Genomic DNA, 15678 nt, shown 5'->3' with positions numbered 1-15678 from the left:
GTTCAGGAGGTGACGCGCGTGGGGGGGGGCGCGGCCACGGGGGCGACGTCCTCGGGCCCCGCGCTGGAGGCGGGCTCGCCCAGCTGCTTCAGCTTGCGCGCCAGGTCGGCGGCCTGCGCGCCCTTGGCACCCAGCTCGTTGCCCTGCACCCCGATGAAGGAGACCCGGGCCCGCTCCAGCAACGCCACCTGCGCGTGGAGCTGGGCCAGCAGCCGCTCCTTGCGGCGGGCCAGCACGTCCAGGTGGTTGAGCTCCTCACCCAGCGAGGACGCGGCCAGCTCCAACTGCCGGCGAGCCACCGCGTCCTGCGTGGCGGCGGCGCGCTCCCGCAGCTCGCGCACCTGGGCGTCCACGTCGTTGGCCACCACGGAGCCGAGCTGTGCCTCCAGCCCGAAGTGGACCTCCGCCAGCGAGAAGCTGTCGCCCGTCATCTTCTCCAGCACGCCCAGCAGCTCCGTGCGCCCGGTGCTGGACGGCATCTTCGTCACCACGTCCTTGCACTGGCGGTAGAGCGTCAGCGCCCGCGTGGCCAGGGTGCGCGAGTCGCCCTTGAGCGCGTCTTGCAACTGGCGGCCCCGCGCCTCCACCGCGTCCAGCTCCACGCGGAGGTTGGCCGGCAGCGTGCCGATGCTCCAGAAGAGGCCCACGACGAGGAAGCCCACCAGCGCCGGCAGCAGGCCGTCGCTCCCCAGGAAGCGCGCCTCCAGCACCTGCTGGACGTAGAGGCCCAGTGGGACGAGCACGCCCGCGGCGGCGGCGCTGGTGGCCACCGCGGCGGGCGGCCCCGGCTGCTCCCGTCCATGGCCCAGCCAGGCCACCAGCGCCGCGGCGAGCGCGCCCGCGAGGCTCACGGGCAACGGCTCCGGGGCCCGGAAGAAGTAGGGCAGGGCGGGCAGCACCGTCAGCGCCAGGCGCAGCGCCAGGGGGTGGACCCCCGTGGGCTTCACGCACGCCTGCGCCGCGGCGACGATGGCGAGGTACTCCGGTGTGAGGTGCAGGTCCGGCACGGCACCGGCGACCAGGCCCATGCAGGCGGCGCCTCCCAGCGCGCGAAGCGTGCGGGTCTCGAACTCTTCGCGGTGGAAGTACTGCACGGAGAGGGCCATGGGTTCACCGTCCTGCTAGTACGCGTTGTTCTGGCCGAAGTTCTTGATGGACTTCTTGAGGAGGTTGCGCGACTCGGCCTGCGCCTCCTCCGCGCTGGACGCGCCGGCCAAGGCTGCCTGGGAGCGGTTCACGTCCGCAAGCTCCCCGGACAGCGAGGCCGCGGAGGTGCCGAAAATGGCCCGGGCGTTGTCCAGCAGGCCACGGGCCTTCGCCTTGTTGCCGCGCTTCATCTCCTCCGCGGCGGCCACCATCTGCTGGGTGCCCAACGCCCGGGTCGCGTGGACGCGCACCTCCTTGTCCAGGGACGCGCGCACGAGCTCCAGGTCGCTCGTCACCTCCGCGGTGAGCCGCAGCGCCGTCTCCGTGGGCAAGTCACGCGCCACGTCGACATAGTGCACCCGGGCGTTCAGCAGGGTGAGCGCGCCGGCGGTCCGCGGGGTGTCCAGCGTCAGCTTCGCCATGACGCGCACCGTCTGGGCGCTGGCCAAGTCGTACAGCGGCACCTTCAGCACGTTGCCCTCGCGGAAGGACGCCATGCCCATGACCTCCACGTGCCGCACCTCGGGGGGGACGTCCAGCCGCAGCTCCACCAGGCGCGCCACGGTGCTTGTCGCCTGGTCCAGCTCGCGGGAGAAGACCTCCGCCAGCCGCGCCGAGTCGTCGATGAAGCCGGAGAAGCCGCCCCCCTGCTCGGCCATGCCGCGCATCAGCGTCTCCTGGTAGTCCCGGCCCACGCCCAGCGCGCTGACGGTGATGCCGTCGCGGCGCAGCTGGCGGACCTGGTCCAGCAGGCCTGGCTCGGACACGATGCCCGTGGTGGGCTGTCCGTCGCTCAGCAGGATGGCGCGGCTGACGCGGTACTCGCCCATGTGGGGCCGCAGGGCGTTGGCCGCGGCGTCGAGCGCGCCGCTGATGTTGGTGCTGCCGTCATCCTCCAGCCCGGAGATGAGCGTCAGCAGCTCCGCGCGCGCCGCCTCCGTCATCCGCCGGCTGGGCTGCACCCGCACGTCGGTGCCGTAGTCGATGAAGGCGAGCCGGTCCTCGGGCGTCAGGCGCCGCACCAGCTCCGCGGCGGCGCGGCGGGCGTCGGCCAGCTTGTGGCCGTTCATGGAACCGGAGCGGTCCAGCACCAGCGCCAGGCTGACGGGCACCCGCTGGCCGGCCTCCGCCGGGCGCGCCTTCAGCTCCAGCCACGCGAAGGCCTCGCTGGGCCCCGTCTGCACGTACGCGCCGGACAGCTTGCCCGCCATGCTCAGGGCGCCGTCCTCCGGCTGGGACGTCACCAGCGGCAGCGTCCGCGTGGCGGGCGGGTCCTCCGGGCGCCGCACCGTGTGGCTGGTGTCCGTGACGACGGGAGGAGGCGGCGCGGGCGGCGCGGGCGGCGTGCCCAGCAGGAGCGCGCCCACGGCGAGCACTCCCGTCGCGGCGACCAGCAGCAGTGAGCGGTTCATTGAGGGCCTCGGGGTTGGAGGGATGCGGCACACTCGCCTGGAGTCGCCTGGGGCCGCATCGGTCACCAGGAGGAGGGTCCGCCCGTTGTCCGATACGACCTCCGCGCGCGGGCTCAGGCGTCGTGCACCGGCTGCCGCTGCCGCACGAGCTCTTCCACCACGCCGCGGACCCGGGCTTCGTCGAAGGGCTTCTCCAGCAGCAGGTTGGGGATGCTGGCCAGGAAGTCCCGCGCGCCCGAGGTGAACGCGCCACCGGAGACGAACACGAAGCGGCGCTCCAGCCCCGCGTACTCGCGCCGCACGGCCTCGTACACGTCGCGCCCCGTCAGGTCCGGCATCATCACGTCGCACAGCACCGCGTCCGGCTCCAGCCCTCGCTCCAGCAGCTCCAGCGCCTGGCGCCCGCTGCACGCCACGTCCACCTGGTGCTCGCGGAGGATGCGCTGCAGCACCCGGCCCACCGCGGGCTCGTCGTCCACCACCAGCACCCGGCCGCGCGGCGCGTGCGGTGCTTGCCGCGCGCCAGGCTCCGAGGGCTTCGCGCGCTCCACCGTCTCCGGCGTGGGCAGCACCACCCGGAAGTGGGTGCCTCGCCCCGGCTCGCTGTCCACGGTGATGTCGCCGCCCAGGCCGCTGATGATGCTGTGGCAGATGGACAGGCCCAGCCCCGTGCCCACGCCCACCGGCTTGGTGGTGAAGAAGGGGTCGAAGATGCGGTCGATGACCTCGCGCGCGATGCCCACGCCCGTGTCCGCCACCTCCACCACCACGCGCCCGGCGCCGTCCACCCGCGTGGCCAGCCGGATTTCATGCCGGTGCGCCGCGCCCTCTGGAATCGCCTGCGCCGCGTTCACCACGAGGTTGAGGAACACCTGGCTGAGCTTGCCCTCGTTGGCCATGACGGGCGGGATGTCGCCGTAGTCGCGCCGCAGCTGCGCGCGGTGGCGGATTTCGTTGGCCGCCATCATCGCCACCGACTCCAGCACCGCGTGCACGTCCAGCGGCGACACGCGCTCTTCGTCCGGCCTGGAGAACGTCTTGAGCTGTCGGACAATCTGCCGCACGCGCTCGGCGCCCTCACACGCCTCTTGCAGCACCTCCTGCCACTCCCCCAGGTCCGGCTCGCCCTTGAGCCGCGCCTGGAGCGCCGCCGCGCCGTCCCCGGGCGGCAGGCTGCGGTTGAACTCGTCGGACAGGAAGCCCAGGTTGGACAGCACGAAGGCCAGCGGGTTGTTGATTTCGTGCGCGATGCCCGCCGCCAGCGTGCCCACCGACGCCAGCCGGTCCGCCAGCGTCAGCCGCGCCTGGAGCTGGCGCTGCTCCGTCACGTCGCGGGCAATGGACACCACCGCGGGCTGGCCGTCGAAGCGCAGCGGCAGTGACACCACCTCCGCCACGCGGGTGCGCCCGTCCCTGCGCACCAGCCGCCGCTCGCCGGTGAGCGCGCCGGCCCGCACCGCGTCCGGGCTGCGCATGTCCCGCACGAAGTCCGTGAGGGGGCGGCCCACCAGCTGGTCCGCGCGCTCGAAGCCCAGCGTGCCCACCAGCGCCGCGTTGGCGTAGACAATCTGGTTGTCCCGTTCGATGGCCGCCGCGTCCGGAACGCCCTCCAGCAGCGCGCGGAAGCTCGCCTCCGACAACCGCAGGGCTTCCTCCGCCTGCCGGCGCTCGGTGATGTCGCGCGCCAGGCCCTCCACCGCCACCATGCGTCCGGAGGCGTCCGTCACCGGCGCCACCACGTGCTCCAGCCACAGCGTCCGCCCGTCGGGGTGGAGGAAGCGCACCACCACCGGCGCGCCCTGGAAGGGCTCCGGCGCTTCCAGCAGCTGCTCCATCAGCGCGCGGTCTTCCTCGTGCACGCGCCGGTACCAGAGCTCCGCGTCCGCGTAGTGGGCCACCGGCCCGTAGCCCAGCTTGGTGTGGGCCACGCGGCTGACGTAGGCGAAGCCGCGCGGGGGCTCGCGCCGGTACACGTAGAGGACGTCCGACGCGTTCTCCGCCAGCTGACGGAAGCGCCGCTCGCGCTCGCGCAGCGCCCGCTCCGAGTCGCGCCGCTCCAGCGTCATGGACATGGCGCCCGCCGCCGCCGACAGCAGGTCCACCTCCAGCCGGTCCCACCGCCGCGCCTCCGCGGTGTTGTCGAAGCCCACGAAGCCCGTCAGCACCCCGCGCACGCGCAGGGGAAGCGCCAGCAGGGACAGGATGCCCTGCGGGTCCAGCAGCTCCCGCTCCGACGCCGGAAAGGTCTCCACCAGCCCTTCGATGACGTCACCGCGCGCCAGCGTCTCCATCCAGCGCCGCAGCGCGGGTTCCATGGAGAGGCCCTGGAGGTCCGGGTTGTCGATTTCTGGCTTCACGCCCGGCGCGCACCACTCCGCGCGCTGGCTGCACAGGACGGCGCCGTCCTGCGCCCGGTGCAGCTCGAACACGTAGACGCGGCTGGCCCCAGACGCGTGGCCCAGCGGCGCCAGCGCGGGCCCGTAGAGGTCGCCGCCATCCTGCGTGGCCAGCAGCCGCTGCTGCATGTCCACCAGCGCGGTGAGGTAGCGCTCGCGCCGCGCCAGCGCGCCGTCCGCCGCCTTGCGCTCGGTGAAGTCGTTGAGCGTGCCCGCCGTGCCCAGGACGCTGCCGTCGTCGTCGTGCATCAGCCGGGCGAACACCTCCACCCAGCGGTAGCTCCCGTCGCGCGTGAGGTAGCGCATCTCATGGCGCACGAACTCCACTTCCCCCGCGAACAGCTTCTGGAGCGGCTCGGGGTCGCGCTCCCGGTCATCCGGGTGGAGGAACTCCGAGAAGGCGCGGCCCAGGCTCTCCTCCACGCTGAAGCCGGTGATGTCCGTCCAGGCCGGGTTGAGGAAGGTCCACGTCCCCGCCAGGTCTGTCTGGAACACCACTTCCCGCAGGCTGTCGATGACGCCTCGGTAGCGGTGCTCGCTGGAGGTCCAGTCAGGCGTGGAGTGCGGCTTCTGCATGATGGAACTCGAGAAAGTGGGCCGCACGGGTGGACGCAAGGTCACCCGGATGCGCTACAAAGGGGCAGAGAATCTGGATTTCCGGGCAGGCAAGCAAGGGGGCTCCGATGACCCTGGCGGGCGCGGGATGGGGACGGCGCCCCTCCTGCTGTTCTGTGGGAACACGGAGGCTGCCCTTCGTCCGGGGAAGGAGACATGCCTCCATGCTGCCTCTGCTCGCGGGAAGTCTCTCATGGCCTCTGGAAGCGCCCCGCTTTCGATGACGCATCTGGACTCCGAAGAGGCGGACGCCCTGCTGAAAGAGGGCGTCCTCCGGTTGCTGCTCGAGCAGGCGGGCGAGGCACTCGTGTTGGTGGATGTCACCGGGCGTGTGCTCGCTTTCAACATGGAGGCCGGGCGTCAGTTCCGCATGAGCCGGCCCGAGCGCGCCGAACAGGGCTGTTTGCCCGGCTGTGTGTGGACGCGTGCGGAGGATGCGTCCATGTCGGTGGAGGTGCCGCCCCTGGCGCGCGCGCTCACGGGCGAGTGGGTGGCGGAGGCCCGCTGGCGGGTGCGCCGGCAGGATGGGACGCACGTCCTGCTGCGCGCCTCCGCGGTGCCGCTGGAGCACGACGAGGGACTGACGGCCGGAGCGCTGCTGCGCGCATGTGAAGTGGCCTCGTCCGCGGGGCTGGACGCGGTGGGCTCGGCGCGGCTGCTGGCGGAGGCCGGCGCGCTGCTGGGCGCCGCGTTCGACGACGAGGCCGCGCCGCGGCTGCTCCGCTTGCTGGTGCCCGCGCTCGCGGACGCGGCGGTGCTGTACCTGGGCCTGCCCGGCGAGCCGCCGCGCCCGGTGACGGCGCTGCACGCCGAGCCGGAGCGCCATGGCCTGCTGGAGGAGCTGCTGCGCCGCTACCCCCTGCCCCCCGAGCGCGTGCTGCCGTTGTTCGGCGCCGGTCAGTCGGAGCGGCTGCGGGTGACGGAGGCCCATGTGGAGGCCGCCGCGCGGGACGCGGAGCACGCGCGGCTGCTGCGGGGGCTGGGCCTGCGCTGCTACCTGGGCGTGCCGCTGGTGGCGCGCGAGCGCGTCATCGGCACGTTGGCCCTCTTCCGCGCGGATGAGACCCGTGACTTCAGCACGGAGGAGCTGCGGCTGGCGGAGGAGGTGGCCCGCCGCACCGCGCTCTCCGTGGACAACGCGCAGCTCCTCCAGGAAGCGCGTGAAGCGGTGCGCCTGCGCGACGAGTTCCTGGGCATCGCCAGCCACGAGCTGAAGACGCCGCTGACGCCGCTGCACCTCAAGGTGCAGCTGCTGCAGAAGCAGGTGGATGGGATGGCGGCCCACAACCAGCCGGTGTCCGCCGAGCGCGTGTCGGAGACGCTGGAGGTGGTGCAGCGGCAGGTGCGCAAGCTGACGAGCCTGGTGGACAACCTGCTCGACGTGTCGCGAATCACCGCGGGCCGCCTGCGGCTGGAGGTGGAGGAGATGGACCTGGCCAGCGTGGCGGCGGAAATCCTCTACCGCTTCGCGCCGTCCGCCTCGCAGCTGCAGGTCGAGCTGGCGCTGCACGCGCCGGTGCCCGTCATGGGCCGGTGGGACCGGCTGCGGCTGGAGCAGGTGGTGACCAACCTGCTGTCCAACGCGCTGAAGTACGGCGCGGGCCACCCCGTGCGCGTGGAGGTGGAGGCGGAGGGGCTCACCGCCCGCCTGACGGTGCGCGACGGCGGCATCGGCATCTCCGCGGAGGACCTGCCGCGCATCTTCGAGCGCTTCGAGCGCGCGGTGAGTGACAGGCACTACGGCGGCCTGGGCCTGGGGCTCTACATCACCCGACAGATTGTGGAGGCCTTCGGCGGCACGGTGCGCGCCACCAGCGAGCCGGGGCAGGGCTCCGTCTTCGTGCTGGAGCTGCCGCGCGGTGACATCCCCGAGGAGTGGCTGATGGCGCACGGCGCGCCGGAGCCGTCGTCGTCCTGAGGCGCTAGGCCGCGCTCGCCGGCATCGCGGGCTCGGCGCGGCGGGGCAGCCGCACGTGGAAGCTGCTGCCGCGCTGGGGCCCCGGGCTCTCCGCCCAGATGGTGCCGCCGTGGCGCTCCACGATTTCGCGGCAGATGAAGAGGCCCAGCCCCAGCCCGCCGAAGTGGCGCGCCTGGGCGTTGGACGCGCGCGCGAAGGGCCGGAACAGGTCCGCCACGTTCTCCGGGGGGATGCCGATGCCCTCGTCACGCACGCTCAGCAGCACGTGCGTCTGCTCGGCCTCCAAGGACATGCGCACCGCGCCGCCGTGGGGCGAATAGCGCACGGCGTTGCTGACCAGGTTGGTGAGCACCTGCTCCAGCCGCAGCGCGTCCCAGTCGCCCTCCACCGGGTGGGCGGGGACGTTCAGCTCGAAGGTGACGCCGGACTCGGTGCGCAGCGCGAAGCGCTCCAGCACCTCGCCCAGCAGGGGGACCAGGTCCAGCCGCTTGCACTCCAGCTCCAGCCGCCCGCCCTGGATGCGCGCGGTGTCCAGCAGGTCATCCACCAGCCGCGTCAGCCGCTCCGTCTGCCGGGCCATGGAGCGCAGCGCCTTGAGCAGCCGCTCCCGCTCCGGGAAGTCTCCGCTCCGCTCCAGCCGCTGGAGGGTGAGCGCGGCGAAGCCCTTGAGCGGGGTGAGCGGCGTGCGCAGCTCGTGGCTGGCCACGCTGAGGAACTCCTCGCGCGCGCGCACCGCCTCCTTCAGCTCCGTCTGCGTGGCGCCCGTGCGGGCCGCCATCTCGTTGAAGCCGCGGGCCAGCTCGCCCAGCTCGTCGTCCTCCTCCACGTCCACGCGCTGGGACCAGTCGCCCGCGGTCAGCGCGGCGGTGGCGGCGCGGAGGCCGTCCAGGCGGCGGATGACGTCGCGAGCGACCCACTGCGACAGCAGCAGGGCCATGAGGACGCCCAGCAGCACCAGTCCCACCACCGCGGCGCTCATGCGCGTAATCGCCGCGTAGGCCACCACGAGCTCCTGCGTCACCAGCACGCTCCACTCCGTGCCCTCCACGGGGGCCTCGGCGGCGAGCATGCGGCGGTCCGCCGCGTCGAAGGCCTCCAGCACGCCGATGCCGGGCCGCAGCAGCTCCAGGCTGAGCGCGTCCGGCAGGTGCGCTTCGCCCAGCAGCGGCGCGCCCGGCGCGGTGTCGCGGAGCACCTTGAGGCCGCGCCGGTCCAACACCTGTACGTGGAAGCGCCGCGACGCGGGCGTGGTGGCCTGGCTCAGGCGCTCCAGGGACATCAGACCCACCAGCATTCCGCGCACCTCGCCGTCCTCGCGGAAGGGCTGCGTCACCGCGACCAGGGGCTGGCCGGGCGGGCGGATGAAGGGCGGGGAGACCTCGGCGCCCCGGGTGAAGGCCGGGGGCAGGAAGGCGCGCGGCTCCAGGTTCCACCCCTCCACGCTGGGAGACGCGGCCAGGATGTGGCCATGGGTGTCCACCGCGAGCGCCGCGTCGAAGGCGCGCTCCTGGGCCGCCAGGTTGACCAGGTAGGGCTCCAGTCGCTCCGGCGCCGCCGCGGCGAAGGCGGCGCGGAAGCCCGGCGACTCCAGCATCAGCGCCAGGGACTCACCCGCGTCGTCCAGGTAGCGCCGCAGGAAGTCGGCCTCGCCCGCGGCGGCGCGCTGCGTGTCGTCGCGCACCTGCTGTTCAATCGCGTTCTGCGCCAGGTACGCCGCCAGCCCGCCCAGCGCCAGCAGCGGCACCAGCCCCGCGAAGGCCAGCCCGCGCAGCAGCTTCCACCCCACCGTGCGCGGCGCGCGCGGCCGCCAGTCCAGGGCCTGCGCGACACAGGCCAGGGTGAGCACCGCGTACACGCAGGCCCCCAGCCACGACGCGCCCCGGCCCAGCGCGTACGCGAGCAGGGCGAAGGGCACCGCCAGCCCGCCCATGAGCAGGGCCGGCAGCCGGCGGTGGAGCCACTGGGAAGGCAGCAGCAGGCCCACGCCGCAGACGGCGAAGAGCACGCCCACCAGGGGCCGCAGGGGCGCGAGGTGGGCGTAGACGGAGAGCGGGAAGCGCTCGGGCACCACCAGCATGGCCGCGCCGAACGCCGCGCTGGTGAGGGCCGCGAAGGTGCGCAGCACGGGGCGCTGGCGCATGGCGGGCCAGGCCTCCAGCACCACGCCGCCGAAGAGCACCGGGTAGAGGATGATGCCCGTGAAGCTGCCGGGCAGGACGTTGAGCACCCACCAGTACAGCGCCATGGCCGCGCCCAGCAGCAGCCGCCCCGTGACGTCCAGCCAGCGCGGCGCGCGCGGATACAGCAGCGCGCCCATCAGCATGATGCTGCCCGTCAGGTACGTGAGGCCCAGCAGGCGCACGTAGGGGTAGAGCGGCCGGAAGGAGGCCACCCGGAACTCGTACGGGACGTACGTCATCAGCACGCCGAACATCAGGCCCACGACAGCGGCGGGCCAGGTGAGCGGCAGGAGGGCCGGGGCGGGCGGCGCCTGGATTTGCGGTGAAGGCGAAGAAGACATCTTTGCGGATTCACGCGCGAGGGGCGCCATGAGCGCTACGGCCCCCCGGGCTTTCGTCGAAGGCTCGACATCACGCGACCTCGAGCACCGTCCACTCGCGGACCTCGCCCGCGAGCATCACTTCCACTGTATCACCCGCCTTGCGGCCCATGAGGGCGCGCCCCACGGGGGAGGCGGGGGTGATGACGGACAGGAAGCCGTCACCGCCCGGACCCGTCAGCTCGGTCCCCGCGCCGGCGGGGAGGACGAAGAAGGTCCGTTCGGAGAAGCCCTCCTCGTCCTCGGTGCTGACGTCCACGATGGCGCCCAGCGCCACCGGGCCTTGCCGGGGGAAGCGTGGGAACTCCGCTTGACCAAACTTGGTCAGCGCCTGGAGTTCTTCCTGGACCCGGCGAGCCCGGTTGGCCTGTCCGGTGGCGAGGCTGCCGAACTCCAGGGCGGCGCGGCCGTCCTCTTTCTTCTCGGACTCCGTGGCCAGGCTGCGGGCGGCCTCGCGGGCCTCCGCCTCGGCGCGGTGGGCCAGCCGGTCGCTCTGCTGGAGGCGGTCCGCGAGCTGGCCCAGGAGGGCATGCTTGTCGAGTCCCATGGGTGGTACAGAACTGTAGCGTCCGCGGCGGACACCTCCAGTTTTCGGCCAGTCGCCCCCGCCGGCCCGGGCTTAGAATGGGGGCATGACACCCCAGGAACTCTCGGAGAAGGCCCGGCAGCTCGTCGCCGGAGGCGCGGTGCTGCTGGACGTGCGCACGCCGCAGGAATTCCAGGAAGGGCACCCCGAGCCCGCCCGGAACATCCCCGTGCAGGAGCTGCCCCGCAGGCTGGCCGAGGTGGGTCCGCCCGGCACGCGCGTGGTGGTGTACTGCGCGGCCGGCGGCCGCAGCGCCCAGGCCGCGCAGCTGCTGCATGCCAACGGCTTCCCGGACGTCTTCGACCTCAAGTCCGTGAAGAACTGGTAGCCACCCAAGGGCAGGTGCCCGGTGGCCCGGGCACGCGCTTCCAGCCGTCCTACCCGCGCGTCACGTCGCGCAGGAAGCGGTGCACGTCCTGGTTGAAGCGCCGCGGCTGCTCCGCGTGGGGCGCGTGGCCGGTGTTCGGGTACAGCTTGAACTCGGCGTCCGGCAGGGCGTTCACCAGCGCCCGCTGGTCGGCGACGGGGAAGAAGCCGTCCTGGTCACCGCCCACGACGAGCACGGGCACGCGGATGCGGTTCAGCCGCGCCGAGTGGTCCTCCGCGAGCATGCCGTCCAGCGCGTCCTGCCACACGCGCGCGGGCACCTTGCTGCTCTCCGACACCAGCGTGTTGATGTACGACGCCGGGACAGGGCGCACGAAGGTGCTCTCCTGGAACGCGCGGATGAACTCCGGGTCCACCGTGCCCTCGAACGTGTCCACGATGGACTTCAGCTCCAGCGCCACCGGGTTGCCGGCCACGGTGGGCGCCGAGCCGACGAGCACCAGCCCCTTCACGCGCCGCGGGAAGTCCAGCGCCACCTGCTGCGCGATGAAGCTGCCCATGGAGTGGCCGACGAGGATGGCGCTGCGCTCGCCCACCGAGTCCAGGAAGGCCTCCACGTCCGCGGCGAAGGACTGCTGCGTGTAGCAGCACGCCGGGCGCGTCGAATCCCCGTGGCCGCGCTGGTCCAGCACGTAGACGTGGTGGTCGCGCGGGAAGGTGCGCAGGTTCAGGTCCCACGTGTGGTGGGAGTCCGAGTAGCCGTGGAGGAACACCACCGCGGGGCCCAGCGGAAGTCCCTGCTCCACGTAGCGCAGCGTCACGCCGGTGCGCAGGCGGACGGAGCGCTCACGGGGCATGCCGAACAGCCCCTGCTCGGTGGAGGCGACCTCTGCGCCTTCGGGCACCCGCTGCGTGTCGTTCGAGTCTGACTCCGGCGCGGGACCACAGGCGGCGAGAACGGGAAGAGCGAGCAGGGCGGCGAGGAGCTTCCTCATGCGTGAATGCCTCGGGGCTCTCCGGCGGGAAAGTCCGCCGGTGCATCGAGGAGTCTACGGCTACCTCTGACATTGCCTCGCTGGAAGCGACTCGCGGGGTTGGTGCGCACCCGCTTTTTAGAGAGGAGAGTCAGCGGGAACCCGCTCGAAAACGCACCGCGGACGGAAGGTTCTCGCGCAGGCGGCCGGCCGTGCAACACGGGCCCGCGTCACCTTCCGGCGGCCCCCGCCTTCGTGGTGTCGCTGGATGCCCGTTGCGCCCCGCGCGCTCCGGTGGTGCGTCAGCCCGCCGGGCGCCGGGCGAAGATGAGCTCGCTCACGCCCTGGAGCCGCTGCACGCGGCGCTCGACGTCGAAGCCCGCGCGCCGCACCAGGTCGAACGTGTCCCGGTCCAGCCGGCACCCGCCGCTCACCCGCATCCAGGCGGGGGTGAGCAGGTCCTGCACGGTGGCCAGCGTCGGCGAGGGCGCGCGCACGTGCTCCAGCATGCGCAGCGCGCCGCCCGGGCGCAGCACCCGGAGAACCTCCGCCAGCGCCCGCGCCGGCGCCTCCACGCTGCAGAAGACGAGGCTGGACACCACGGCGTCGAAGGAGGCGTCGGGGAAGGGCAGGGACTCCACGCTGGCGTACAGCAGCCGCGCGTCGGGCCGCCGCCGCTGGGCACGCGCGAGCGCTGCTTCGTCCACGTCGATGGCGGTGACGGCGGTGACGGTGTCCGGGTAGCCGGGCAGCGCCAGGCCGGTGCCGGTGCCCACCTCCAGCACGTGGCCGGACAGGCCGCGCACCAGCTTTCGCCGGGCGGCGGTGAGGCCCAGCCAGCCCAGGGGCGTCATGACCGCGTCGTACGCGAGCGCCTTCATGCGGCAGCCTCCTCTTCGGAAACACGCGGACCCGGACGCCCGCCGCGAATGCGTCGGAGCTTCCGGGCCCATGAGACGCCAGGCTGCCGCGAGCAGGGCAGCGGACGTCGTGACGCTACGGCGCGCCCACCGTGCCCGGGCTTTTTGGAGACGACGGCGGCGAAGAAGCCGTCCCCGGCTCCCGGCGCCGCAGGACGCCCCAGATGCCGTAGAGCGCCAGCGCGACGCAGCCGTACTGCGCGGGCGTCAGCCCGAAGTAGCGGGCGTCCACGTAGGCCATGTCCGTGGCGCGCAGGTAGTCGAAGAAGAAGCGGCAGACCGCGTACAGCACCGCCAGCAGCGGCAGCAGGCGCCCCTTCAGCTTCCCCGCGTTGCGCAGCGCGTACAGCAGGCCGCTGATGGCGAAGAGCGCGATGGCGTCGTACATGCCCAGGTCGTGCCGAGGGCCACCGGGGAAGGCCACCGCCAGGAAGAAGTCCGTGGGCACGCCCGGGTGGTCATGCACGGCGAAGCAGCCCAGCCGCGCCACCGCCCAGCCCGGCGCCACGCCCAGGGCGAACGCGTCCGAGTAGTCCGAGAAGCGCAGCTTGCGCACCTTGAAGAACACGACGGCGGCGAGGATGCCGCCCAACAGGCCGCCGAACGAGGACAGGCCATCCCAGACCTTCAGTATCTGGAACGGGCTCTTGGACAGCTCCTCCGGGTGGTAGAAGAACAGGTGCACCCAGTGGCCCACGACGACGCCGACCCCGACGCCCCAGGGCGCGAAGTCGGCGAGCGGCTCAGGGTTCAGGCCGTCGCGTTCGGCGTTGCGGCCAAGCAGGCGAGCGGCCAGCAGGATGCCTACCGCGACGAAGATGCCGAAGGGCTCGATTTTGAGGGGCCCCAGCTCAATCGAGGGGGCGTGCCAGTAGGGAATCACGTCAGGCGGCTCCAGGGGATGCGAACGTCCCACCCTTAATCCGGGCGGAGGGATGTGGGCGAACAAATGTCGGAACGGAGTCTTTCCCGGCCTCGTCTTCTTGGAGGTCGGGTGGAGGACACCGCTCCTGTGTGCCTCCGGGCACCTCGCTCGTACCCAGGAGGGAATCACTCCCACTTCCGGACGTTCGCGCAAGGCCAGTTAGAACCGAATTAATCCATTCGTGCGTGTACTACGGGAAATCCGTGGTTTTTTGTCAGGCCCTTCCTGTCCAATCGAACGGGAACGCAGGGCCTCTTGGATGAAGGGGGACAGGCATGACGCCGCGAGCAGTCTGTCACGTCGGGCTAGGCGCGCGGCCCCATTGCCCCTGTCGCACGCGCGAGGCGCCGCACGCGACGGGTGCTGACCTGATGCTGGACGACCTCGCCTCATGCGTCCGGCGTAGCACAGTGGTTCAAGGAGCACACAACCCATGAAGTCCTACCTGTTGGTTCCAAAGGAGTCCATCGAGTCGCAGGCTCGCGTGGGGCCTCGCGGCACGGAGCAGGGCGAGCGCGTGCTGTCGCGCACGACGGCGCTGCGCTTCGCGGTGGCGAACAAGGCGCCGGACACGCTGTTCGCGCTCGGACTGCGGTCGGCCACGCTGCCCGGCTCGCGCCCGCCGGTCAGTGGACAGGAGGAGCGTCGTCGGAAGGGCAAGGGCGCGAAGGCGGCGCGCCTGGGCACGCGCGGCGCGGACGCCTCCACGCCGCCCATGCCGGGCGCGACGGTGGCGGAGCAGACCGGCGCGGAGCCCGGCAGCTACCGGTACATGCCGCTCATCGGTGCCACCATGGCCCACTTCTACGAAGAGCACACGGAGAAGGAAGCCCGCGGCGAGCTGGAGCGCGACTTCGAGTTCATCCCCGACGTCGTCCCGCTGTCCTTCCCCGGCCCGGTGTCGGCGGGACAACCGGGACCGCGCAACCGGGGCATGTCTTCGCTGGCCGAGCGCGAGTGGCCCGACGAGTCCGGCGTCCCCCTGGCCCACGCCCAGGGCATCCGCGGCGCCGGCGTCATGCTGGGCATCCTCGACACCGGTGTGGACGCGGACCACCCCGAGCACGCCGCGCGCGTCATCCAGTTCCGCTACGTGTCGCTGTTCCCCAACTCGCCGCACAACCCGGCGCGTGACATCCGCGGCTTCGACCCGGACGGCCACGGTACGCACGTGTGCGGCATCGCCGCGGGTGTGCACCACGGCGTCGCCCCGGAGGTGGACCTCTACGTCGCGTCCGTCATCGAATCGGAGACCATCCGCACCAGCCTGGGCCGCGTGGCCGCGGGCATGGAGTGGCTGCTGCACCAGTTCAGCCGCCCGGAGAACTCGACGCGGCCCGCGGTGGTCAACCTGTCGCTCGGCTTCCCGCTGATGCCGCCGCCCGGCATCACCGAGGCGGACTACAACCTCAACCTGCGCGCGCTGCAGACGATGATTCGTCGCCTGCTCGACAGCAATGTCCTGCCCGTTGTGGCTGCAGGTAACAGTGGACCCGACACGGTTGGTTATCCAGCGGCCTTTCCAGAATCACTGGCTGTCGGCGCGGTCGACTTCGAGCGTAGCGTGGCCACATTCTCCGCGAGCGGCACCGTGGGTAGGCGCGTCGTGCCGGACATCATGGGGTATGGCGTGAATGTCTATTCCAGCACGGAGCGTCGTTGTAACAACCAGGCGTTCTACGAGCGAATGAGTGGCACGAGCATGGCAGCGCCTTATGTAGCGGGTATCGCGGCGCTGTACCGCTGCCGTGCCCCTGACTTGACGGCGCTCGAGGTGAGGGATTTGATCCTGTCGAATGCGGTGAAGCTCCCTCGGTCGGGAACCCACAAGACAGGCAAGGGCCTGGCCGTATTCAGGTGACGGTGGTGGTTGAAGCCGGGGTCGGCGCCATGGGAGCG

Annotated in this window: 11 protein-coding genes; 3 read left to right on the top strand and 8 right to left on the bottom strand. The window is 72.2% G+C overall.

What is annotated here, in order from left to right; translation table 11 throughout:
• Positions 1-2 precede the first annotated feature (2 nt).
• The 3 genes from HV826_RS22690 to HV826_RS22680 all read right to left on the bottom strand — a co-directional run bounded on the left by HV826_RS22690 (position 3) and on the right by HV826_RS22680 (position 5530).
• A complete protein-coding gene (locus tag HV826_RS22690; RefSeq protein ID WP_176419100.1) occupies positions 3-1106 on the bottom strand; it encodes a hypothetical protein in 1104 nt (367 codons plus the stop codon).
• Positions 1107-1121: 15 nt separating this feature from the next.
• On the bottom strand, positions 1122-2558 hold the full coding sequence (locus HV826_RS22685) for a VWA domain-containing protein (protein ID WP_176419099.1): 1437 nt from the start codon (positions 2556-2558) through the stop codon (positions 1122-1124).
• Between the two features lie 113 nt (positions 2559-2671).
• Complete coding sequence (locus HV826_RS22680) at positions 2672-5530, bottom strand: PAS domain S-box protein (protein WP_176419098.1); 2859 nt, start codon at positions 5528-5530, stop codon at positions 2672-2674.
• A 259-nt stretch (positions 5531-5789) separates the two neighbouring features.
• On the opposite strand from HV826_RS22680, the gene HV826_RS22675 reads away from it, so the two are divergent.
• Positions 5790-7487, top strand: a complete 1698-nt coding sequence (locus HV826_RS22675; RefSeq protein ID WP_255217363.1) for a HAMP domain-containing sensor histidine kinase — start codon at positions 5790-5792, stop codon at positions 7485-7487.
• A 4-nt stretch (positions 7488-7491) separates the two neighbouring features.
• On the opposite strand, the gene HV826_RS22670 is transcribed toward HV826_RS22675, so the two are convergent.
• A complete protein-coding gene (locus HV826_RS22670; protein WP_255208226.1) occupies positions 7492-10008 on the bottom strand; it encodes an ATP-binding protein in 2517 nt (838 codons plus the stop codon).
• Between the two features lie 70 nt (positions 10009-10078).
• Entirely contained in the window at positions 10079-10594 is a 516-nt protein-coding gene (locus HV826_RS22665; RefSeq protein WP_163784474.1) for a GreA/GreB family elongation factor, read from the bottom strand.
• Between the two features lie 85 nt (positions 10595-10679).
• On the opposite strand from HV826_RS22665, the gene HV826_RS22660 reads away from it, so the two are divergent.
• Positions 10680-10961: a rhodanese-like domain-containing protein gene (locus HV826_RS22660; RefSeq protein ID WP_176411291.1), complete on the top strand. Its 282-nt coding sequence runs from the start codon at positions 10680-10682 to the stop codon at positions 10959-10961.
• Between the two features lie 49 nt (positions 10962-11010).
• Here the strand turns inward: HV826_RS22660 and HV826_RS22655 are convergent, their stop codons facing one another.
• From HV826_RS22655 to HV826_RS22645, 3 genes are all read right to left on the bottom strand, one after another.
• Positions 11011-11955 (bottom strand): alpha/beta fold hydrolase, encoded by a 945-nt coding sequence (locus HV826_RS22655; protein ID WP_176419096.1) that lies wholly within the window; start codon positions 11953-11955, stop codon positions 11011-11013.
• A 281-nt stretch (positions 11956-12236) separates the two neighbouring features.
• On the bottom strand, positions 12237-12815 hold the full coding sequence (locus HV826_RS22650; RefSeq protein ID WP_176419095.1) for a class I SAM-dependent methyltransferase: 579 nt from the start codon (positions 12813-12815) through the stop codon (positions 12237-12239).
• A gap of 115 nt (positions 12816-12930) precedes the next feature.
• Positions 12931-13737 carry a prolipoprotein diacylglyceryl transferase family protein gene (locus HV826_RS22645; protein WP_176419094.1) on the bottom strand — a complete coding sequence of 269 codons (807 nt, stop codon included), beginning with the start codon at positions 13735-13737 and terminating at the stop codon, positions 12931-12933.
• 475 nt (positions 13738-14212) lie between these two features.
• Here HV826_RS22645 and HV826_RS22640 point away from each other — a divergent pair, with 475 nt between their 5' ends.
• Entirely contained in the window at positions 14213-15640 is a 1428-nt protein-coding gene (locus HV826_RS22640; protein ID WP_176419093.1) for a S8 family serine peptidase, read from the top strand.
• Positions 15641-15678: the final 38 nt, after the last annotated feature.

It is taken from the genome of Myxococcus sp. AM010, from assembly GCF_013372585.1.
Lineage (GTDB): Bacteria > Myxococcota > Myxococcia > Myxococcales > Myxococcaceae > Myxococcus > Myxococcus vastator.
This window is presented reverse-complemented; position numbering and strand designations above follow the sequence as displayed.